We start from the raw sequence: 20,512 nt of genomic DNA on the forward strand, positions 1-20,512 counted from the left end.
TCAGGAATGGGCAGGCAGGCGTACGAACGGGTGATCGTTGCCGTGTGCATGGCTGTGGCCATGCGGGGCGCTCTGGTAGGCCCCCGCTTCAGGTTCGAACGGTGCCTGTTCGGCCTCTACCGTCAGGCCCAGGCCACGCAGCATGTCGCCCAGCACATGGTCGTGCTGGAAGCGCAACAGACCAGGCTCGATCTGCAGGGGCACGTGGCGGTTACCCAGGTGATAGGCCGCGCGAGCCAGCAGGTGTGGATCGGCGCAGCGCACCGTCGACACTGCTTCGGGCGCCGCCAGTACGCGGATCAACTGGCTGCCGTCAGCATCGGCAAGCAGCTCTCCCCCGCGCAACAGGTGGCCGCGCTCCAGCATGAGCCCGGCTTCGCGCCCATCGTCCAGGGTTACCCGCAGGCGGCTCTTGATGCGGCTGTCCACGTCCAGGGTGACGGTGCCGCTTACAGCAAGCGTGCCGGGGTCGGTGATACGGCGGGTCAAGACAATCATCGGTGCTCCTTCAAAACAGGAAATAACGCTGTGCCAGCGGCAGTTCGCTAGCGGGCTCGCAGACCAGCAATTCGCCGTCGGCACGCACCTGGTAGGTCTGCGCATCGACTTCGATCAGCGGCTGCAAGGTGTTGTGGACCATGTCCGGCTTGCGCACGCGGCGGCAGCCGTTGACCACGCCAATCAGGCTGCGCAGGTTCAGCTCCTCGGCCAGGCCGCGCTCCATTGCCGCCTGGGGCAGGAAGGTCATGCGCGTGGCATGCCGTGCGGCGCCGAGGGCGCCGAACATCGGCCGGTAGTGCACCGGCTGCGGTGTGGGAATGGAGCCGTTGATGTCGCCCATGGGCGCGGTGACGATCATCCCGCCTTTGATCACCAGGGCCGGCTTGACCGCGAAGAACGCCGGCGACCACAGCACCAGGTCGGCCAGCTTGCCCGCCTCCACCGAACCCACTTCGTGGCCGATGCCGTGGGTTAACGCGGGGTTGATGGTGTACTTGGCGATGTAGCGCTTGACCCGGAAGTTGTCGCTGTAGGCCGTGTCTGGCGCCAAAGGCCCACGACGCAGTTTCATCTGGTGGGCAACCTGCCAGGTGCGCAGCACCACTTCACCGACCCGGCCCATGGCCTGAGAGTCGGACGAGGTCATGGCAAATGCACCCATGTCGTGAAGGATGTCCTCGGCAGCGATGGTTTCGCGGCGGATGCGCGATTCGGCAAAGGCCACGTCCTCCGCAATGCTCGGGTCCAGGTGATGGCAGACCATGAGCATGTCCAGGTGCTCGTCCACGGTGTTGACCGTGTACGGCAGGGTCGGATTGGTCGAGGATGGCAGCACGTTGGCCTGCCCCGCAGCGCGAATGATGTCCGGCGCGTGGCCACCGCCGGCACCTTCGGTGTGGAAGGTGTGGATGGTCCGGTCGCCGATGGCCGCCAGGGTGTCTTCGATGCAACCGGACTCGTTGAGGGTGTCGGTATGGATCGCCACCTGGACGTCCATTTCCTCTGCAACGCCCAGGCAGCAGTCGATAGCCGCCGGGGTCGAGCCCCAGTCTTCATGCAGCTTGAGGCCCACCGCACCGGCCGCGATCTGCTCACGCAGCGCTTCTGGCCGCGAGGCATTGCCCTTGCCCAGCAAACCGATGTTGATGGGCAGACTGTCGGCGGCCTGTAGCATACGCGCCAGGTACCAAGGGCCAGGCGTGCAGGTGGTTGCATTGGTGCCGGTGGCCGGGCCGGTGCCGCCGCCGATAAAGGTCGTGACGCCGCTGTTCAGTGCCTCGTCCACCTGCTGCGGGCAGATGAAATGGATATGCGAATCGACACCCCCCGCCGTCACGATCTTGCCCTCGGCCGCGATCACTTCGGTACCGGGGCCCACCGGGACGTTGACGCCCGGCTGCACATCCGGGTTCCCGGCCTTGCCGATCACCGCGATACGCCCGTGCTTGATGCCGATGTCGGCCTTGACGATCCCCCAGTGGTCGATGATCAGCGCGTTGGTCAGCACCAGGTCCATGGCCTCAGCGGCCAGCATCTGGCCCTGCCCCATGCCGTCGCGGATGACCTTGCCGCCGCCAAACTTCACCTCTTCGCCGTAGATTGTGTAGTCCTTCTCCACCTCTACCCACAATGCCGTGTCGGCCAGCCGCACGCGGTCGCCCACGGTGGGCCCGAACATGTCGGCATAGGCCTGGCGGGAAATACGGCTCATACCCTGCCCTCCAGCGGGCCCATCACCTTGCCCTGGAAGCCATAGACTTCACGCTTGCCGGCGTAGGCCACCAGTTGCACAGTGCGCGCCTGGCCAGGCTCGAAGCGCACGGCGGTGCCGGCCGGGATATCCAGGCGAAAGCCCAAGGTTGGCGCACGATCGAACACCAGCGCCTCGTTGACTTCGTAGAAGTGGTAGTGCGAGCCGACCTGCACCGGCCGGTCGCCGTGGTTGGCCACACTGACACTGACCGTTTCCCGGCCGCTGTTCAGTTCGATGTCGCCAGCGGCGACCTGGATTTCACCTGGGATCATGCGGGGCTCCTGGGCAGTTTCAGACGATGGGGTCATGCACGGTCACAAGTTTGGTGCCATCCGGGAAGGTCGCTTCGACCTGCACGTCGTGGAGCATTTCGGCAATGCCGGGCATCACCTGCTCGCGGGTCAGCACTTCGCGCCCTTGGCTCATCAGCTCGGCAACGGTGCGGCCATCGCGGGCGCCTTCGAGCACGGCAGCACTTATCAGCGCCACGGCCTCCGGGTAGTTGAGCTTCAGGCCGCGGGCCAGGCGCCGTTCTGCCAGCAATGCGGCCGTGAACAGCAGCAATTTGTCTTTCTCTCTCGGGGTAAGCTCCATGGCGCTCTCTCAGGTAGCCCAGATACGCGGTGGGCAGGCTGGCAGGCCAAGGACGGCCGGGCGCAGCACATGCCACAGGCGTTGCAGGGTGCGTTGCAGGTGTTGGTTGTCATGGTCAAGCACACGGATAACCAGCAACGACCCCAACAGGGTCGCGCCGGCCGGGTTGGCCAGTTCATCGAGCAATGGGCGAACCTGCTCCAGCACCGCCTGGTCGGCGGGTGCTGCACAGAACGTAGCGAGCAGCGGGTGGCCACCGAGCTTGTCCAGGCGGCCGCCTTCGATACGCAGGCGTTCATGCAGGCCAACGTCGTCGGGTAGTTCAATATGCAAACAGCTGTCCAGGGCGCCCTGCTCGAAACGCTCGTTCATGACAGGGCGCCCCAGGCACAGGGTTTCCCAGGCCAGCAGGCGCGCCCCGGGTTCGAGGGTGAAGCGGCTGTGGAGGCTGGCGCGGGCACCAGAAAAGAAGATGCTGTCCTGCGGCAACCATTCCAGTGTGCTGCCTGCAGCCAGCTGAAAACGCTGGGTCAGCCGCGCGGTCGGGCCGATGCTGCGGTAGAACTTACTGGCACCGGGCATGGTCAGCAGCGCGTGGCTGTCGGGCTCCAGGTGGATATCCAGATCAAGGCGGTCGCCGGCGACGATGCCACCCGGCGGGTGCAGCACATAGACATGGCACGGTGCACCTTCCGGGTAGAAGGGCCGCTGCACCAAAAGAGGTCCGAAATGCCGACGCGCACCAAGGCGGGTCACATCGTCACGCCTGACAAAGCGCAACTGCAGGTGGGCACTCCAGCCTGCATCGTCTTGTTGTTGTTCGATCTGCTCCGCGAGCGACATCCTGCGGCCCCTGAAATCCGTGGCCTGCTGGCCGTTTAGAGGGTCCGGCGCGGGCAATGGCTAGCGCGCGCGGCCTGACCACTCGATCAAATTCGCAGGCTGGATATAGCAGGTTGCGGGCCAACTCCGCAGGTGAAGGCAGATGAAACTTCAGCTGTGGCCGCTCTGGCATCGGGCATGCGCGCAGATGGCGCACAAAGCGGGGGCGCGTGTCGGCCCCGTTTCAGTGCCGACACCCGTGCAAATAGGGCTGCTTTCAGCCCTTCACGGGCGCGCCCGCTCCCACAGGTATTACACAGGACTCAAGGTCTGCGAGGAGCCTGTGGGAGCGGGCTTGTCCCGCGAATGGACCGCAAACACAAGGACTCAGTAGTCGAAGCGGTCGACGGCTCGCCGGCGTTCGTTGTCGTCACGCCGGTCATAAATGGCGGTGGTCTGGATATTGGCATGGTGCGCCAGCTTCTGGGCAATCGACAGGTCATGCTCTTCGATCACCCGGGTGATGAACGCCCGGCGGAAGTCGTGCGGCATGATTTTCACCCCCACTTGCGCACCGCGCTGACGGGCAATGTAGTAGATCGCATGCTTGGTGATACGCGCCCGGGTGATGTGGCTACCGCGGCGGATGCGGTTGAACAGGAACGGGTCGTCCTCTGCCCCTGCTGGCAGGTCCTGACGGCGCAAGTCCAGCCACGCCTGCAGCTTCTCGAACGCCCATGGCGGGGCGTACTTGATCAGTTGGTGGTTACCCTTGCCCACCACCTGCAGGCTGCGCGCCTGGAAATCGACCTGGGCCAGGTCGATGTCCACCGACTCTGACTTGCGCATGCCGGTGCCATAGAGCAAGGCGATGATCGCCGCGTCGCGCACGCCTTGCGGCCGAGGGTCGGATGCGCACACCTCCATCAGTTCGCGAATCAGGCTGCGGCGCAGGTTGCGCCCTGGCGGCAGGCGGCTGCCGGTGGCCGGTTTGACCTCACGAATGCGCAGCAACTGCTCATGGTCGATCAGGCCCTGACGCCAGGCCTCGTTCATCACCCCACGAATAGCGTTGACATACAAAGACGAACTGTTTGGCGCATAACCGTCGGCACGCAGGGCCGACACCAAGGCAATCACATGGCCGGGCTCTAGCCGATGCCAAGGCACGTCGACGACATTGCAGTCGACAAAGCCAAGCCGGTCGGCAGCGTCCTGAAGGATGTAGCGCATGGTTTGCTGGCTGGAGGGGGCCAGGCGGTCCATGTACTGCAGCAGCGGATTTTTGGGGAGATCGGACAAAACGTGAACCCTGTAGCGAAGCGGCGGCCGGTCGTGAAACTGGCAAACCCTGAAGCAAGTCGAAACGACATAAAAACAAGTCCTGACGAATGCCAAGCGCGCATTCCATCAAGCCCCTGTGAAGTGCCATCACCTTGATATACAAGGCTTTGCAACTGGCATGGTTCGTGATCTTACCGCAATCGGAGCGTGCTTTTGTCATCAGCCGGCGTGCTGGCCGGCGCAGCCTTGGGCCACCATGCCGGAAACATCTGCTGCACCCGGGGCTGGGCGAAGCGTTCATCTATCAGCACCAGCACGCCCCGGTCCTGGTCACCACGGATAACCCGGCCAGCCGCCTGGATCACTTTGCGCACACCCGGGTAAAGATAGGTGTAGTCAAAACCCGCACCAAATTGCCGACCCAGGCGTTGCTTGAACTGCTCGTTGACCGGGTTGACCTGCGGCAACCCCAGGGTGGCGACAAACGCCCCGATCAGCCGCGTACCTGGTAAATCCACGCCTTCGCCGAAAGCCCCCCCCAATACGGCAAAGCCAACGCCCCGGCCGTCGGCAACAAATCGATCAAGAAACGCCTGGCGGGCGGCCTCGTCCATCCCCGGGGCCTGGGCCCACAGGGGAATCTGCCCATGCCGCTCGGCCAACAGGTCGGCCACCTGCTGCAGGTATTCGAAGCTGCTGAAGAATGCCAGGTAGTTACCCGGCATGTGCTCATACTGCTGGGCAATCAGCTCCACGATCGGTACCAGAGAGGCTTGCCGCTGCTGGTAGCGGGTGGACACCTGGCTGGCAATCCGTACCTCCAGCTGCTCTGCGCGAAACGGCGCAGCCACTTCCAGCCAGGCGGTATCGGCCGGCATACCCAGCAAGTCGCTGTAGAAATGCCGCGGGCTCAACGTGGCGGAAAACAGCGTCACACTGCGTGCCGCCAGCATGCGTGGGGCCAACAGGCGCGCCGGGGTGACATTGCGCAGGCACAGGGTAGCCAGCCGGCGCTTGCGCGGGCCCTGGCGCTGGCTGATGTCGAACAGGAAGTGTTCATCGAACAGCTCGGCAACCCGGCTGAACTGCAAGGCCTGATAGAAAAACTGCAATACCTGCGGGTCCATGTGCGCGGGCATCTGATTCATCTGCTCCTGAATCTGGCCGATGCACTGCTGCAAGGCGCGCAACAACCCGTCGGGCAGCGACTCGCTGGCCTGGTACGGCGCACGCTGTTCTTTGTACAGCGCATTCCACTGCCGGTTCAGGCGGTCAAGGGCGCTGACCAGCCCGGGCGGTTTGCGCTGACGCAGGGCCAGCAGCTGCCCTTGGTCAAGGCTGGCGCTGTACATGCCACGACCACGCTCAACCAGGTTATGCGCTTCGTCCACCAGCACCGCAACGCGCCACTGGTTGAGCTGGGTCAGGCCGAACAGCAAGGCATGCGCATCAAAGTAGTAGTTGTAGTCGGCGACCAGCACGTCGACCCAGCGCGCCATCTCCTGCCCCAGGTAATACGGGCAAACCTGGTGCGCCAAGGCCACTTCGCGCAGGTTGGCACGGTCGAGCAACGGCAGTGTTGCGGCGGCCTCACGCGCTGCCGGCAAGCGGTCGTAGAAGCCAGCGGCCAATGGGCAGGACTCGCCATGACAGGCTTTGTCCAGGTACTCGCAGGCCTTGTCGCGGGCAATCAACTCCAGTGTGCGCAAAGCAGGTTGTGGCGCAGCATCAGTGATCTGACGCATGGCATCGAGGGCCAGCGCCCGGCCCGGCGTCTTGGCGGTGAGAAAGAACAGCTTGTCCAGCTGCTGCGGCACCATGGCTTTCAGCAGCGGGAACAACGTACCAAGGGTCTTGCCAATGCCGGTGCTGGCCTGGGCCATCAGGCAACGCCCGGTGCTTACCGCCTTGTACAAGGTTTCGGCCAGCTGCCGCTGGCCCTGGCGAAACTGTGGGTAGGGGAAGCGCAGCGCCTGAAGGCCTTGGTCACGTTCGGCCAGGCGTCGTTGCTGGAATTGGGCCCAGCCTAGAAAGCGCTGGCACTGGGTTTCGAAGAAGGCCCGCAATTCAGCGGACTCATAGTGTTCACTGAACAGTGTCTGCTCATCGCTGTCCACGTCCAGGTACACCAGCGCCACCTCAATGGCGGACAGTTGTCGTGCCTGGCACATCAACCAGCCATAGACCTTGGCCTGTGCCCAGTGCAACTGACGGTGATTGGCGGGTTGACGCGCCAAGTCGCCACGGTGCGTCTTGATCTCTTCCAGGCGGTTGCTGCCAGGGTCGTAACCGTCGGCGCGGCCCCGCACCTTGAGGGTTTCGAATTGGCCTTCAAGGGTGATTTCCGACTCGTAGCCCGCAGCCCTCCGTGCCACTACCCGCTGATGCCCTTCGATGCCTTCCTGAGCGCTGGGCGACGGCGTGAAACGCAGGTCCAGGTCGCCAACCTTGGCGCTGAACTCGCACAGAGCACGCACCGCAATGCTGTAGCTCATGGCGCTTCGCGCCAACGCACATGGCACACCGCAACGGGCAGACCGTGTTGCCTGCAGAATTCCAGCCAGCGCAACTGGTTGTCCTGCAGGCGGTCACCGGGCCCCTTGACCTCGACCATGCGGTAACGGCCCTGCTCTGGCCAGAACTGAATCAGGTCGGGCATGCCCGCGCGGTTGCTGCGAATATCCTGCAACAGGCGCAGAAAGCACTGTTTCAGCTGGGCTGCCGGAAGGCAAGCCAGGGCCTGCTCCAGCAGTTGCTCGCTGAGCATGGACCAGAACACGAACGGCGACTGCAGGCCCTGCTTGCCCCTGTAGCAGTCGAGTATCGCCTGGCGATGGCTGCCATCGTCCAGCCGGCCCAGACAAAAATCGAACAGCGCACTGCGCCGTTGCTGGAAGTCACTGTCATGCAGGTCCTGTGGCGCCGCCTGGAACGGGTTGAAAAACGCGCCGGGCACCGGCGCAAAGATAGCCTCCCAGCACAACAGGCCAAACAGGCTGTTGAGCAACGTGTTCTCCACGTAATGCACCTGGCCGCCTTCTTGTGCCAGGTGTTGTCGCACGGCTTCCTCCACACCCAGCGCAGCGTGCTCGCGGGGCAGTTCGAGCTCGATCAGCTCCAGCGGCGTGGCCCGCTGGCGCCGCTGTGGCGGGCCGCCGAGCTTACGCGCCAAGCGTGGCAGCATGCGCTCGAGTGCTTGCACCTCCAGTGCATTGGCTGGTGCCGCAGCAAGTTGCAGTGCCAGCGCGTGGGCATGGGGCCACTGTTCGGTGCGCTCAAGTACACGCACCTGGCGAATGCGCGCCTGGGCATGGTTGCACTGCGCATACACGGCCATGGCCAGGTCCCACTCCCCCAGACGCTCGCATTGTTGGCCCAAGGCGAATTGCAGGCGCGCATGGCGCCTGGCCAACCAAGGGTTCTCGCTGTGCAGGCCTTGTAGAGTCGCCAGGATCGGCACTGGATCGCCGCCCTGCTCCAGGCGCTCGGCGCACTGATGCAAAGCCATGGCCAGGTCGATATCGTCACGTTGCTGCAAGGCGCGGGAATCTGTGCTGAACGGTACTTGCTCGTAGCGCAACAGGCCAAGGTCGGCCAGGACGAAATCTGACCAGTCCTGGTAAAGGTTGCCAAAGAACAACAACCGGATACGGTCGCACAGGGGCTGCAAGCACCACTGGAGAATGCGCACCTCGCTGTCCGGGAACCACTCGAGCAGTGATCGGGCCGCCAGCTCCAAAGGCTGCAGCTGTGCCAACAACTCATGCTTGGCGGCCCGCGGGCGGCTCAGTTGCCGGGCGAAGCAGCGGGCCAGCTCCTCCTTGCGCAGCAAGGCAAACAGCTGCTCCAGTTCCAGTTGCTCGGGTTCCCGCACCCAGCCAAGAACCTGCAACGGCTGCAGCGCCAGCGCGCTGTCGCCGATTTCGGCGTAGTCGAGCCGGTCGCTGCGAAACAACTCGCCTTTGCGCATGACCATGCGCACCATCAAGGCCTGGGCTGGCGCCTGCAGTTGGCTGAAGGCACGGATGAAAGCCAGTTCCTGCTCATCGAGCAGGTCCTGGTAGCGTTGTTCGACCCACAGCACTACCTGGCGGAAGTTGTGCAGGTAATAGAAAGGGTCGTCGACAGAATGGGCGATCACGGGCTGAAGTCAGATTGCGGTATCAGGCACTGTTTATACATACAGATAAACATGCCTGACAAGAGCCGTGGGTCAGTCCATTGACGCTCCTACAGGGATTACGTGACGTTTCCGGGTTACTTGGTTGCCGGGACCCTCTCCCCTGCCGCGTCCTTGGCACTGCCAATCGGCGCCTGCAGCCGCAGGAAGTACGCCACCGCCGAGCACAGTGCCACCCCCGCGCTGATCATGAACGCCGTGGTGAACGAACCCGAGTACTGCGCTGGTACTTCTTCATAGGGTTCATGTGTCGACCTTTTATTATTATTGTTGCCGCGCTGTCAGCGCCTTGGCGATCCATCGAGGGTGCTGCGCCCCTCCCTGGCGCAGCGTGTTGTTCAGGGCTGGCGGGCGGTGGCTGCGACCTCCAGCAGGCCACGCCGGCCAAGGTTGTCGATCAACGCGCGCAGGCCAAACGCCCACTGCGGTGCCTGGTCGCTGGTGGTCACCCGGTTGCACAGCGTGCCCAGTTGCGGGTTGCTGATGGTCACCACGTCGCCCGGCTTGTGAGTAAAGCCATTGCCTGGCTGGTCACGGTCCTGCTTGGGGGCGAACAGGGTGCCCAGGAACAGCACCATGCCGTCGGGGTACTGATGGTTTTCGTTGAGGGTTTGCTGCACCAGGTCTTGCGGGTCGCGGCTGATCTGGCGCATGGAACTGCGGCCAGACAGGATGAAGCCGTCTTCGCCTTCAACACGCAGGTCCACTTCGGCGTTGCGCACATCGTCAAGGCCGAAGCTTTCGTCAAACAGGCGCAGCAGCGGGCCCAGGGCGGTAGAGGCGTTGTTGTCCTTGGCCTTGGACAGCAGCAAGGCGCTACGCCCTTCGAAGTCGCGCAGGTTGACGTCGTTGCCAAGCATCGCGCCCTTGATGCGGCCATCACTGGACACCGCCAGCACCACTTCCGGCTCTGGGTTGTTCCAGCTGGACTTGGGGTGGATGCCGATAGCGGCACCGTGGCCAACCGCCGACAGCGGCTGGGCCTTGGTGAACACTTCGGCATCCGGGCCGATGCCCACCTCCAGGTATTGCGACCACAGGCCCTGCTCCACCAGCACTTTGCGTAGCGCTTCGGCCTGGGCGGAGCCGGGCACGATCTGCGACAGGTCAGCGCCGATGCGGCTGACCAAGGTGTCACGGATTGCATCGGCCTTGGCCGGGTCGCCCTTGGCCTGCTCTTCGACCACACGTTCCAGCAAGCTGGTCGCAAAGGTCACGCCTGCGGCCTTCACCGCCTGCAGGTCGATGGGTGCCAGCAGCCATGGCTGACTGGGGTCGCGCTGGCTCGGATCGCTGTTGTCCAGCAACACCGATAGCGCAACCAGTGGCTCGGCCAGCGGCAAGGCGCGCAGATAGGCCACCGGGTCGGTCACTTCCAGCAGGGCCGAAACAGTCGCCACGTGGCTGCTGATATCGTAGACGGCGCCTGCTTTCACCAGCACCACCGCCGGGCCCTGGTCCGCCAGCCAGACCCGCCCTACCCAGCTCCCGCTCTCGAAGACACTGGCGTTCTGGTTCAGCGACAGCGGTTGATTGGCGTTCGATCGATCAGTCATCTGAGTACCCTTGGTGTGCATTATTGGGAGAGTGCCGGCAGTTGCAGTTGGCCGGCCAGGCGGTCGAGGTCCGCCAGCAGTTCAGGCGAGAGGGTCATGCCCTGTTCCCCACCAGGCCCCGGTCGGTATAGGGCTTGAGATAGGCGGCCAGGCAGCCGATGTGCGAAGCACGGCGCACCACCGCAATACCGATGCCCTGCGCAGTCGCCCCCTTTGCCGCACAATCCAGCGCACGGCTGACGCAGTAAGGCCCCAGCAGGTAGTGGCCATCGAACACGCTGGAGACGTCACTGTGCGACACCTGTTCCAGTGCCTGCGCACGGGCCTTGACCGTTCCTTCCAGCATGCCGCCGATGTAGCGGCTGACCAGGTTCAGGCCGTGGGTGCGGTGCCCGAGCAGTTCACCCTCGAGCAGTACCTGGGTCACCACCTGGGCGACTTCGGCATCGGCGCCGGCCTTTTCGAACAGTTGCTCGACAAAGGTGGTGAGCGCTTGCACGTTGAAATGTGTGGCTTGAGTCATGGGTGTCATCTCGTAGGCGGAACAGAAGCGGTCAATCAGGTCACTGCACCGATCTGCCAGGGCACGAACTCGTTCTGCCCATACCCGTGCTGTTCGCTCTTGCTGCGTTCCCCGGAAGCAATGCGCAACATCTGTTCGAAAATGTACGCACCACGCTCCTCGATAGTGGTGGAGCCGTCGGCAATGCCGCCGCAGTTGACGTCCATGTCCTCTTGCTGGTGTTCGAACACCCGGTTGTTGGTTGCCAGCTTGATCGACGGCGCCGGAGCACAGCCGTAAGCCGAGCCGCGCCCGGTGGTGAAGGCGATCAGGTTAGCCCCGCCGGCCACCTGGCCGGTGGCCGAGACCGGGTCGTAACCGGGGGTATCCATGAACACCAGGCCTTGGGCACGCACAGCTTCGGCGTACTGGTACACATCGACCAGGTTGCTGGAGCCCGCCTTGGCCACTGCGCCCAGCGACTTTTCGAGGATGGTGGTCAGGCCCCCGGCCTTGTTGCCGGCTGAAGGGTTGTTGTTCAGCTCGGCGTTCATGCGCTGGCAGTAGTCTTCCCACCAGCGGATGCGCGCCACCAGCTTTTCGCCGACCTCACGGGTGACCGCGCGGCGGGTCAGCAAGTGCTCGGCGCCGTAGATTTCCGGGGTTTCGGACAGGATCGCCGTACCACCGGCCGCCACCAGACGGTCGACCGCGTTGCCCAGTGCCGGGTTGGCGGTAATGCCGGAGTAGCCATCGGAGCCGCCACATTGCAGGCCGACCACCAGGTGCCGTGCGCTGACCGGTTGGCGCTGGACATGGTTGGCCTCGGCCAGCAGGCTGCGGACCTGCTCGATACCGGCAGCGATGGTTTTCGACGTGCCGCCGATGCCCTGGATGGTGAAGGCACGCAGCTGCGCACTGGCTTGCAGCCCCTGGGTTTCCAGCAGGCTTTCGATCTGGTTGGTTTCGCAGCCCAGGCCAATGATCAGTACCGCAGCAAAGTTGGGGTGCACGGCGTACCCGCCCAGGGTACGGCGCAGCAGGCCAAGGGCTTCCCCGCTGGGGTCCACTGCGCAACCGGCACCGTGGGTCAAGGCGACCACGCCGTCGATGTTCGGGTAGTCGGCCAGCACCTCGGGGTGAATGTCACGGCGGAAGTGGTCGGCCACAGCCCGGGCCACGGTCGCCGAGCAGTTCACCGAGGTGAGAATGCCGATGTAATTACGGGTGGCAACACGCCCATCGGCGCGCACGATGCCCTGGAACACTGCTTCGCTACCCGGCAAGCTGCGCGTGTCGACACCAAAGGCATAGTCGCGAGCAAAATCACCCATCTGTACGTTGTGCACATGCACGTGGTCGCCGGCATCAATGGCCTGCGAAGCAAAACCGATAATCTGCCCGTAGCGGCGTAGCGGCTGGCCCTGCTCCACGCGTTCGGTCGCGAGTTTGTGGCCCGAAGGAATCGGCTGACGCACGGTAATCGCCTCGGCATCCAGATGCAGGCCTTGCGGCAAGGCCTGGCGGGCGATGAGCACATTGTCCAGCGGGTTGAGGCGGATGACGGCAAGGTCACCGGACTTGGCAATCAGTTGCATGGGACCTCTCAGGTAGTGCAGCGAGCTTCTTGTTATGGCTGTTGCCACTGTAAGAAGCCTTGGGCAGCATTCCCAATGAGATGATCCGATCAAGCGATAACCAAAGGTTATCGGAAGTTGTAATCGGGCGGTGATCCCTGATCGTCTAAAAGCCTGCCTCCAATTACTCAGGCCTGCACACACCCTGTGGGAGCGCCTGAACCATCAGGCCTTGCCCGAGGCGGTTGCAGCCGTACCTTCCTTTTGCCGCTGCCTGGCGCCCTCCAGCAAAATCTCGACAAACGCCCGGGCCGAGGCGCTCAGCGGTTCATCCTTGCGGGTAACCACGCCATACTCCAGGGCGGGTACGTGCAAGGGGCTGCGCAACTCCCTGAACTGCCCGCTGGCCAGCTGCGCGGCAACCATCGAGCGCGGCAACATGGCAATCATCGGAGCCGACTGCAGTAACTGCAGGAACATCGGCATGGAGATGGTCTCGACGCTGTCAGCCGGCGTGGCGATACCCGCCACCCGGAAGGCCTGCTCCAGGCGGTTGCGAATCGGCGTGCCCACCGGGTACAACACCCACGGCCAGTCGCCCAACGCCGCCAGTGGCGGGCTTTCCAGCTGGTTAAGCGGGTGCTCGCTGTTGACCACCAGGCTGAACGGTTCGGGCTCCAGAGGCTGGAAGTCGAACAACTGGCTGAAGCGCTCTTCGGTGAAGCGGCCAATCATGATGTCGAGCTTGTTCTGCTCGAGCATGGTCAGCAGGTGATCACTGGAATGCTCTACCACTTCAATCGACAACAGCGGGCTGCGCGCCTTGATCGCAGCGATGGCCTGCGGCAGGACCAGTGCAGTGGCGGCGAAGATGCCGCCGACGCGGATAAAACCGTGCCCGCCGTTGCGCAGGCGGTTGACCTGGTCGACGAATTGCTGCGATTCGGCCAGCGCCCCCTGGGCATAGCGCACCACATATTCACCCAGCTCGGTGGGCGGCATACTGCGTGGCAGGCGCTCGAACAAAGCGAAGCCGAACTGCTCTTCGAGGTCGCGCAGCATCTTGCTCAAGGCCGGCTGGCTGAGGTTCATGCGCGTGGCGGTTGCGTGCATGTTGCGGGTACGCGCCAGGGTGTCGATCAGCACCAGGTGCTTGTAGCGGATCCAGTTGCAAAAGCTGGAGTGGGTCATGTCCGACGACATCGGCGGCAGGCCTCTGGCAGGTGAAAAGGCAGGGTTATTGCGCCCGCAGGTAGCGCAGCAAGGTATCCAGGGCAACCGAGTTGGGCCGCGAGCGCAGGGTCAGCACGCCCAGGTTGGCCATGGTCAGCGGCAGCTCTACCGGCAGGATGGCAACCATGCCATAGCGGGCATAATGCTCTGCCACGTCATTGGGTACCACCGCAATCATTTCGGAGGCTTCGAGCATGGCCGTGGTCGCCAGGATCGAAGCGGTTTCAACGATGTCCAGTGACTGCACCATGCCCCCGGCCTGCAGCGCACTTTCAACGCGGCGGCGCATCGGGCTGCCGATAGGATGCAGTATCCAGGTCAGGGCCACCAGATCGGCCAATTGCAACCCGGCCGCCGCCGCCAGAGGGTGCCCAGCGCGGGCAATCACGCGCATCTGCTCACCGCCTTCAAACAGTTCGATATTCAGGTCCTGGCTGTCGCTCTGGTCTGGCAGGCGGCCTACCACCATGTCGAAGTCGCCGCGCAACAACGCCGGCAGCAAGGTATCGCTGGTGCCCACTTCCAGCGAAATGCGCACCTTGGGATGGTCGCGCTTGTAGGCCAGTACCGCCTTGGTCAGAACGCCGGGCACCGGGCCCATGACGCTGCCCACCCGCACCAGGCCCGAGGCCCCGCGCGCCAGTTCGGCGATTTGTGCCTGGGCATGCTCGAACTCATGTAACGCGTTCTGCGCATAGCGGATCATCACCTCGCCATAAAGCGTTGCTTGCATACCCCGCGGCAAGCGCTCGAACAAACGCACGCCAAGGCGTTCCTCAAGCTGCTGCAGCAACAGACTCGCCGCCGGTTGCGTGGTGTGCATCGCGGCGGCGGCACGGCGCAGGTTGCCGAACTCGCCCAGGGCATTCAGCAGCGTGATCTGGCGGCTGGAGATCTTCAATGCGCCGAGGCTGGGTGGCGCCTGGATGGGGTCGAGTGGCAAGCGAGACATATCGAATCCGGTATCGCTGATTAAGAATTGGCGATTATGCCTGTATCGCTCGACAACCTACAGTCAGGTCTCCCAGCGCTTGAGCAGAACAAGAGTCGACCATGAGCATACGTATTACCCACCTGAGCGTTCGCGACATCCGTTTTCCGACCTCGCTGTCGCTGGACGGCTCCGACGCCATGAACAGCGCCCCCGACTATTCGGCAGCCTACGTGGTGCTGCACACCGACGCCGAGGCCCTTGAGGGCCACGGCCTGACGTTCACCATCGGCCGCGGCAACGAGATCTGCGCAGCAGCGGTGCAGTCGCTGGCACCCCTGATCGTCGGCCTCAGCCTCGAAGAAATCACCGCCGACATGGGCGGTTTCTGGCACCGCTTTACCGTCAGCGACAGCCAACTGCGCTGGCTAGGCCCTGAGAAAGGCGTGATCCACCTGGCCACTGCGGCCATCATCAACGCGGTGTGGGACCTGTGGGCCAAGCACGAAGGTAAACCGGTGTGGAAACTGCTGGCGGACATGACGCCTGAACAGTTGGTGGGCTGCCTGGACTTCAGCTACGTCACAGACGTGCTCACCCCCGAGGAAGCCATTGCCCTGCTGCGCCGCCAGGCACCGGGTAAGGCCCAACGAGAGGCGCAGATGCTGCGCGAAGGCTACCCCGGCTATACCACCGCGCCAGGCTGGTTGGGTTACAGCGAAGAAAAAATGCGCAAACTGGCCCGTGAGGCCGTGGAGGATGGCTGGACCCACATCAAGCAGAAGATCGGCGCCGACCTGGAAGAAGACATACGCCGCGCCAGCATCCTGCGCGACGAAATCGGTTGGGAACGCACCCTGATGATGGATGCCAACCAGGTGTGGGGCGTGGAGGAGTCAGTCGCCAACATGCGCCGCCTGGCCGCCTTCGAACCGCTGTGGATCGAAGAGCCGACCAGCCCGGACGACATTCTCGGCCACGCCACCATTCGCCAGCGCATCGCGCCGATCGGTGTGGCCACCGGTGAGCATTGCCATAACCGGGTCATGTTCAAGCAGATGTTCCAGGCCGGTGCGCTGGATTTCTGCCAGCTGGATGCCGCCCGCCTGGGTGGCCTGAACGAAGTGCTGATCGTGCTGCTGATGGCGGCCAAGTACGACGTGCCGGTGTGCCCGCACGGCGGCGGTGTCGGGCTGTGCGAATATGTGCAGAACATCGCCCTGTTCGACTACATCGCAGTGTCTGCTTCGCTGCACAATCGGGTGCTGGAGTACGTCGATCACCTGCATGAGCACTTCATCGACCCGGTGGTGATCCGCCGTGGGCGCTACATGCCACCGCAACGCCCGGGCTACAGCATCGAAATGCATGCCGAGACCCTGGAGCGCTACCAGTACCCCAACGGCGCGGTGTGGCTCGATATCAACCGTTCCTGAACAACACGCCTGGTGTGCCCGCTACGGGCACACCACCAGCACTTTTCACGGGGAAAAAAACAATGACAACCCTCACCCGTGCAGCGGCTTCGGCCCCTGCCGCCACCACCGAGCAGCGCCTGAATGGCCTGCTGTTACGCAAATTGATGCCACTGCTCATCGTCGTCTACGTGATGAGCTTTCTCGACCGCACCAACATCGCCCTGGCAAAAGCCAGCATGGGCATCGACCTGGGCCTGTCAGCAGCGGCCTATGGCCTGGGGGCGGGCCTGTTCTTCCTTACCTATGCATTGGCCGAAGTGCCGAGCAACCTGATCATGCACCGGGTGGGCGCACGCTTCTGGATTACCCGCATCATGATCACCTGGGGCCTGCTCTCGGCGGGCATGGCCTTCGTCCAGGGAGAAACGTCGTTCTATATCATGCGCCTGCTGCTAGGGGTGGCCGAAGCAGGCCTGTTTCCTGGGGTGATGCTGTACCTGACCTACTGGTTTGACCGTGAGCAGCGCGCCCGCGCCACGGGTTACTTCCTGCTGGGCGTGTGCCTGGCCAACATCCTCAGCGGCCCACTGGGCGGTGCCCTGCTGGAAATGGACGGCGTACTGGGCTGGCATGGCTGGCAGTGGCTGTTCGTACTCGAAGGCTTGCCCGCCGTGGCCCTGGCCGTTGTGGTGTGGAAAAAGCTGCCCGATGGCCCAGCCTCGGCGCCCTGGCTGTCGGCGGCCGACGCCCAGGACATCGAACGCCGCCTGGCGGCCGAACGGGCTGCCGCGCCCCAGCAGAGCAAGCTGGGGCAGATGTTCCGCGACCGGCAGATCTGGCTGGCGATCTCGGTGTACTTCGTGCACCAGATCACCATTTACACCGTGATTTTCTTCCTGCCCGGCATTATCGGCACTTACGCTGCGCTATCCCCCTTCCAGATAGGCCTGCTGACTGCCGTGCCGTGGGTTGCTGCTGCCATCGGTGCTGCCACCTTCCCACGCCTGGCCACCTCGCCACGCCGTTGCCGCACCCTGCTGTTCGGCGGCCTGCTGACCATGGCGACAGGGTTGCTGCTGGCGTCGCTGGCCAACTCGTTCATCGGCCTGATCGGGTTTTCCCTGACCGCGCTGATGCTGTTCGTGGTGCAGTCGATCCTGTTTGTCTTCCCGTCCAGCAGGCTGAGTGGCAGCGCCCTGGCGGCGGGCCTGGCGTTCGTTACCACCTGCGGCCTGTTTGGTGGTTTCGTCGGCCCGTCGGTGATGGGCCTGATCGAGCAGACCACCGGCAGCACCCGCAACGGTTTGTGGATCATTGCCGCATTGCTGGTGCTGGCAGCGTTGCTCAGTACCCGCTTGCGCCAGGGGCAAGAGCATGCGCAGTCAGCGTGACACGCCGGCGGGCCGCCCACAACGCGGCTCCAGCGCCTGCGCCAGGCGCTCCACCGCCTGTTGCAGGTCACCCGGCTGGTCACCCAGCCACACCAGTGCCAGGTACTGCTGGTATCGCCCCTGCAGGCTGAACTGCCAGCCCGGCAGTGCATGCAAGGCGGAACCTGCCAACGCCGCAACAATGCAATCCCACTCCAGCGGTTGGCGAAAACGCACCCACAGCATTCGTCCGCCCTGGGGCATCTGCAACGCCACCCGCTGACCGAACTGCAACTCCAGCGCGCGTACCAGGTACTGTGTACGCCTGTGCAGGTCGGTACGCAGCTGGACAAGCTGCATCTCGATCTGCCTTTTGCCCAGCATCAGGGCAAGCGCTTGCAGGCGCAGCGGCGCAAGCCGAAATGCCCGTTCGGCAAACGCTTTGGCCAGTGCCGCGTCATGGCCCAGCACATAGGCGTAAGGTGCCTCGGCACCCACTGCCGCCTCGAATGCCCCCAGCACCAACAGCCAGCGGGGGTCGACCCAGTCGCGCAAGCGCGTGTGTGGCGGCCCGCTGTAACAGTGCTCACTGTCCAGGTCGTTTTCCAGCAACCAGACAGCATGCTGGTCCAGTAGCTGACCAAGCTGCTGCTGATAGTGCGGCGACACCAGCCGCCCTTGTGGCATGCCCAGGCAAGACGGCATGACCAGCATGCACACCGGCTCGCCGCCCAGCAACCGGGCCAAGGCACGCAGGTCCGGGTTGCCGCGGCTATCCGCAGGCACTTCCAGCACCCGCATACCAGCACGCGCCAAAGCGCGCAACACCTGCCAGCAACAGGGCGACTGCACCAGTACCGTCCCGCCCTGCAAGGCAAGCCCTGCGAGCACCGTCTCCAGCAACGCTTGCACGTCAGGGGCCAGTTGAACGTCCTCGGCACGCCAGTACTGGCTGGAGGAACGGGTATAACGCTCAGCCAAGGCATTGCGCAGACGGGAGTCGCCGAGCATCTCCCTGGGTGCAACGCTGCTGGCGCGCTGACGGGCCATGCGCCGCTCGTGGCCTAGCAGCGCACGCTCCAGCAGTGGCTGTACCGGCAAGGGAGACTGCGGGTACATGGGCGCTGCCTGCGCCTTTGCAGCGACCTGAGCGTAGTAGCCGGACCTCGGCAGACACTGGACCCGGCCTTCTTCCTCCAGCAGGTTGTAGGCACTCTGCACAGTCGCCAATGACACCCGCAACCGTCGGGACAGTGCACGTAACGACGGTAACTTGCAGGGGCCAACGCCTGAGCCCTGCTCGATCAACGCCTCCAGGTAGCGGTACACCTTGCGATAGGCGAACTCGCCGGGAACCGCTGGCCCTTTCAAGGCAACGCCACTGGGCTACGGCGGCGCCCCGACGAAGGCCGTGGCAGCAACCTGAGGTGCACATCGCGGCGGGCCAGGTTGCTCTGTAAGCGCCAGGCAGTCAGCGGCATGCGCCCCTCATAGATTGCCCGTAACTGCACCAGCGGCAGGCCACTGGTATTCACCAGCCAGTCCCGCACCGCATCGGGGCAGGGTTTGCCTTGCAGGGCCCGGTGCAGGTACGGCAGCGCTACCAGCATGTCTGCATGCCGGCACTGCAGAAAATGCTCGAGCTTCTTTCCCTGCCTGGCGAAGGGACTGAACAGCAGGCACACCAGTTGAGTCTGGTTGATACCGTAGGCTTTGCCCAGCGCCAGGGTGTGCCCATCGCGAGTCTTGCTATCACCCGACGGGTTCGCCAGCGAAAGCGCCGGGCGAGCGGCCTGCAGCTCCAGGCTGCGGGCGCGCAGTTGGTGCAACTGGGCCCGGGCGTTCGGATCGACGAACGCCGCCAATGGCCAGGCATCATCGGCCTTTTCGAGACCAGCACCCAACATGGCATCCAGTTGCTGCCCTTCAAGCAGATGCGGCAGCAGGTCATCTATGGCAAGTAGCCGCAACGATGCCTCCTGCGCGGCATCGCCCTGTGTGGGCTTCGCCAGGCTGCCCGGCGAGGCATCGGCTGCGCCGTGCAACCGGCTCAGCCCGTGGGCCAGCGCCGCCAGGCAGTGATGCAACACATGGGGGCCGCGCTCCCCTGCCAGGCGCAGACTACGCCGGGCCCACGCCAGGTAGCGGCGCCGCTGGCGTACGGGAATGGCGGTGATCAAGACATCGGCCGGTGTCGCAGCCTGCAGCGCAGAACACGCGGCATCCGCCAGCTCCAGGTGCAGCCGGCTACCCAGCAGGGCTTCGGGCCTGGCATCGACCATGTGCCCGAACATCAGCAGGGCGTTTCTCGCCAGCAGCCAGCGGTCGGGCGCTGCCGAAGACCGACGGCTGAAGGGCACCACTTCGCGCCCTTCGATCATCTGTAACTGAACCCGCGGGTCATCCTGCATGAACAGGGCACTGAAACTGCCCTCGTGGAATTCCAACGTATCGCTGGCAGCCACCGGCAGGCTGACCACGAGTACCCGCAACTGAAAGGTTACCGGCGCACGCAGGGCAATGCTCAGTTGTGCCGCACGCAGCATGGCCAGCAACCTGGCACTGTGGCGATCGCAACCTTGCAGTACCAGCACGCGGAACGTACCGATATACTCTGGCCCACCTGCAGCGACCAGCAAACGTTGTATCAGCAATTGAAGGGACGCGCGTTGCGCCTGTGACATTTGGCTCAACAAACGCTCGAGCACTTGTTGGTAGATATAATGCATTGCCTGATCGTGAATAGCCGTCACGAAATCACCTCATCAACTTCATGCAGCCAACGCGTGCC

16 protein-coding genes and 2 pseudogenes are annotated in these 20,512 nt (G+C 63.9%); 2 read left to right on the plus strand and 16 right to left on the minus strand.

Annotated features, from left to right (window positions below; genetic code table 11):
• The 14 genes and pseudogenes from ureE to AC07XM_RS15175 form a co-directional block, all read right to left on the minus strand.
• Complete coding sequence (ureE, locus tag AC07XM_RS15110; protein WP_016486443.1) at positions 1-498, minus strand: urease accessory protein UreE; 498 nt, start codon at positions 496-498, stop codon at positions 1-3.
• A 10-nt stretch (positions 499-508) separates the two neighbouring features.
• Positions 509-2,212 (minus strand): urease subunit alpha, encoded by a 1,704-nt coding sequence (gene ureC, locus AC07XM_RS15115; protein WP_060516646.1) that lies wholly within the window; start codon positions 2,210-2,212, stop codon positions 509-511.
• Positions 2,209-2,526 (minus strand): urease subunit beta, encoded by a 318-nt coding sequence (locus AC07XM_RS15120; protein WP_016486441.1) that lies wholly within the window; start codon positions 2,524-2,526, stop codon positions 2,209-2,211. Before AC07XM_RS15120 ends, ureC begins: the two co-directional genes overlap by 4 nt.
• Positions 2,527-2,545: 19 nt before the next feature.
• Positions 2,546-2,848 (minus strand): urease subunit gamma, encoded by a 303-nt coding sequence (locus AC07XM_RS15125; RefSeq protein ID WP_016486440.1) that lies wholly within the window; start codon positions 2,846-2,848, stop codon positions 2,546-2,548.
• A 9-nt stretch (positions 2,849-2,857) separates the two neighbouring features.
• Positions 2,858-3,691, minus strand: coding sequence for an urease accessory protein UreD (locus AC07XM_RS15130; RefSeq protein WP_023047955.1), 834 nt, complete (start codon positions 3,689-3,691; stop codon positions 2,858-2,860).
• Between the two features lie 366 nt (positions 3,692-4,057).
• Positions 4,058-4,972 carry a site-specific integrase gene (locus AC07XM_RS15135; protein ID WP_016486438.1) on the minus strand — a complete coding sequence of 305 codons (915 nt, stop codon included), beginning with the start codon at positions 4,970-4,972 and terminating at the stop codon, positions 4,058-4,060.
• 173 nt (positions 4,973-5,145) lie between these two features.
• Positions 5,146-7,449 carry an ATP-dependent DNA helicase gene (locus AC07XM_RS15140; RefSeq protein WP_102689211.1) on the minus strand — a complete coding sequence of 768 codons (2,304 nt, stop codon included), beginning with the start codon at positions 7,447-7,449 and terminating at the stop codon, positions 5,146-5,148.
• Positions 7,446-9,095 (minus strand): VRR-NUC domain-containing protein, encoded by a 1,650-nt coding sequence (locus AC07XM_RS15145; RefSeq protein WP_102689210.1) that lies wholly within the window; start codon positions 9,093-9,095, stop codon positions 7,446-7,448. The genes AC07XM_RS15140 and AC07XM_RS15145 overlap by 4 nt, the downstream gene beginning before the upstream one ends.
• Before the next feature lie 116 nt (positions 9,096-9,211).
• A pseudogene (locus tag AC07XM_RS15150) lies at positions 9,212-9,355 on the minus strand (MFS transporter); the annotation flags it as partial.
• 117 nt (positions 9,356-9,472) lie between these two features.
• Positions 9,473-10,690, minus strand: coding sequence for a fumarylacetoacetate hydrolase family protein (locus AC07XM_RS15155; protein ID WP_016486435.1), 1,218 nt, complete (start codon positions 10,688-10,690; stop codon positions 9,473-9,475).
• Positions 10,691-10,799: 109 nt separating this feature from the next.
• Positions 10,800-11,213: pseudogene (locus tag AC07XM_RS15160) on the minus strand (Ldh family oxidoreductase); the annotation flags it as partial.
• A gap of 35 nt (positions 11,214-11,248) precedes the next feature.
• Complete coding sequence (locus AC07XM_RS15165) at positions 11,249-12,790, minus strand: UxaA family hydrolase (RefSeq protein ID WP_016486433.1); 1,542 nt, start codon at positions 12,788-12,790, stop codon at positions 11,249-11,251.
• Between the two features lie 204 nt (positions 12,791-12,994).
• Positions 12,995-13,972, minus strand: a complete 978-nt coding sequence (locus AC07XM_RS15170; protein ID WP_102689209.1) for a LysR family transcriptional regulator — start codon at positions 13,970-13,972, stop codon at positions 12,995-12,997.
• A 34-nt stretch (positions 13,973-14,006) separates the two neighbouring features.
• Positions 14,007-14,954 (minus strand): LysR substrate-binding domain-containing protein, encoded by a 948-nt coding sequence (locus tag AC07XM_RS15175; protein ID WP_102689208.1) that lies wholly within the window; start codon positions 14,952-14,954, stop codon positions 14,007-14,009.
• 101 nt (positions 14,955-15,055) lie between these two features.
• Between AC07XM_RS15175 and AC07XM_RS15180 the strand changes: the two genes are divergently transcribed.
• Entirely contained in the window at positions 15,056-16,369 is a 1,314-nt protein-coding gene (locus AC07XM_RS15180) for an L-fuconate dehydratase (RefSeq protein WP_102689207.1), read from the plus strand.
• Between the two features lie 62 nt (positions 16,370-16,431).
• Positions 16,432-17,742: an MFS transporter gene (locus AC07XM_RS15185; protein WP_016486429.1), complete on the plus strand. Its 1,311-nt coding sequence runs from the start codon at positions 16,432-16,434 to the stop codon at positions 17,740-17,742.
• Here AC07XM_RS15185 and AC07XM_RS15190 read toward each other — a convergent pair.
• Together AC07XM_RS15190 and AC07XM_RS15195 are read right to left on the minus strand one after the other, a co-directional pair.
• A complete protein-coding gene (locus tag AC07XM_RS15190) occupies positions 17,734-19,092 on the minus strand; it encodes an aminotransferase class I/II-fold pyridoxal phosphate-dependent enzyme (RefSeq protein ID WP_016486428.1) in 1,359 nt (452 codons plus the stop codon). The genes AC07XM_RS15185 and AC07XM_RS15190 overlap by 9 nt on opposite strands.
• Positions 19,089-20,474: a hypothetical protein gene (locus tag AC07XM_RS15195; protein WP_016486427.1), complete on the minus strand. Its 1,386-nt coding sequence runs from the start codon at positions 20,472-20,474 to the stop codon at positions 19,089-19,091. The genes AC07XM_RS15190 and AC07XM_RS15195 overlap by 4 nt, the downstream gene beginning before the upstream one ends.
• Between the last annotated feature and the right edge of the window lie 38 nt (positions 20,475-20,512).

The organism is Pseudomonas sp. GW460-LB5, assembly GCF_059423245.1.

What these genes read in the sequence shown, in the direction of transcription:
- ureE (WP_016486443.1), bottom strand. Translation starts at nt 498, where the DNA reads ATGATTGTCTTGACCCGCCGTATCACCGACCCCGGCACGCTTGCTGTA.
- ureC (WP_060516646.1), bottom strand. Translation starts at nt 2,212, where the DNA reads ATGAGCCGTATTTCCCGCCAGGCCTATGCCGACATGTTCGGGCCCACC.
- AC07XM_RS15120 (WP_016486441.1), bottom strand. Translation starts at nt 2,526, where the DNA reads ATGATCCCAGGTGAAATCCAGGTCGCCGCTGGCGACATCGAACTGAAC.
- AC07XM_RS15125 (WP_016486440.1), bottom strand. Translation starts at nt 2,848, where the DNA reads ATGGAGCTTACCCCGAGAGAGAAAGACAAATTGCTGCTGTTCACGGCC.
- AC07XM_RS15130 (WP_023047955.1), bottom strand. Translation starts at nt 3,691, where the DNA reads ATGTCGCTCGCGGAGCAGATCGAACAACAACAAGACGATGCAGGCTGG.
- AC07XM_RS15140 (WP_102689211.1), bottom strand. Translation starts at nt 7,449, where the DNA reads ATGAGCTACAGCATTGCGGTGCGTGCTCTGTGCGAGTTCAGCGCCAAG.
- AC07XM_RS15155 (WP_016486435.1), bottom strand. Translation starts at nt 10,690, where the DNA reads ATGACTGATCGATCGAACGCCAATCAACCGCTGTCGCTGAACCAGAAC.
- AC07XM_RS15165 (WP_016486433.1), bottom strand. Translation starts at nt 12,790, where the DNA reads ATGCAACTGATTGCCAAGTCCGGTGACCTTGCCGTCATCCGCCTCAAC.
- AC07XM_RS15170 (WP_102689209.1), bottom strand. Translation starts at nt 13,972, where the DNA reads ATGTCGTCGGACATGACCCACTCCAGCTTTTGCAACTGGATCCGCTAC.
- AC07XM_RS15175 (WP_102689208.1), bottom strand. Translation starts at nt 14,954, where the DNA reads ATGTCTCGCTTGCCACTCGACCCCATCCAGGCGCCACCCAGCCTCGGC.
- AC07XM_RS15180 (WP_102689207.1), top strand. Translation starts at nt 15,056, where the DNA reads ATGAGCATACGTATTACCCACCTGAGCGTTCGCGACATCCGTTTTCCG.
- AC07XM_RS15185 (WP_016486429.1), top strand. Translation starts at nt 16,432, where the DNA reads ATGACAACCCTCACCCGTGCAGCGGCTTCGGCCCCTGCCGCCACCACC.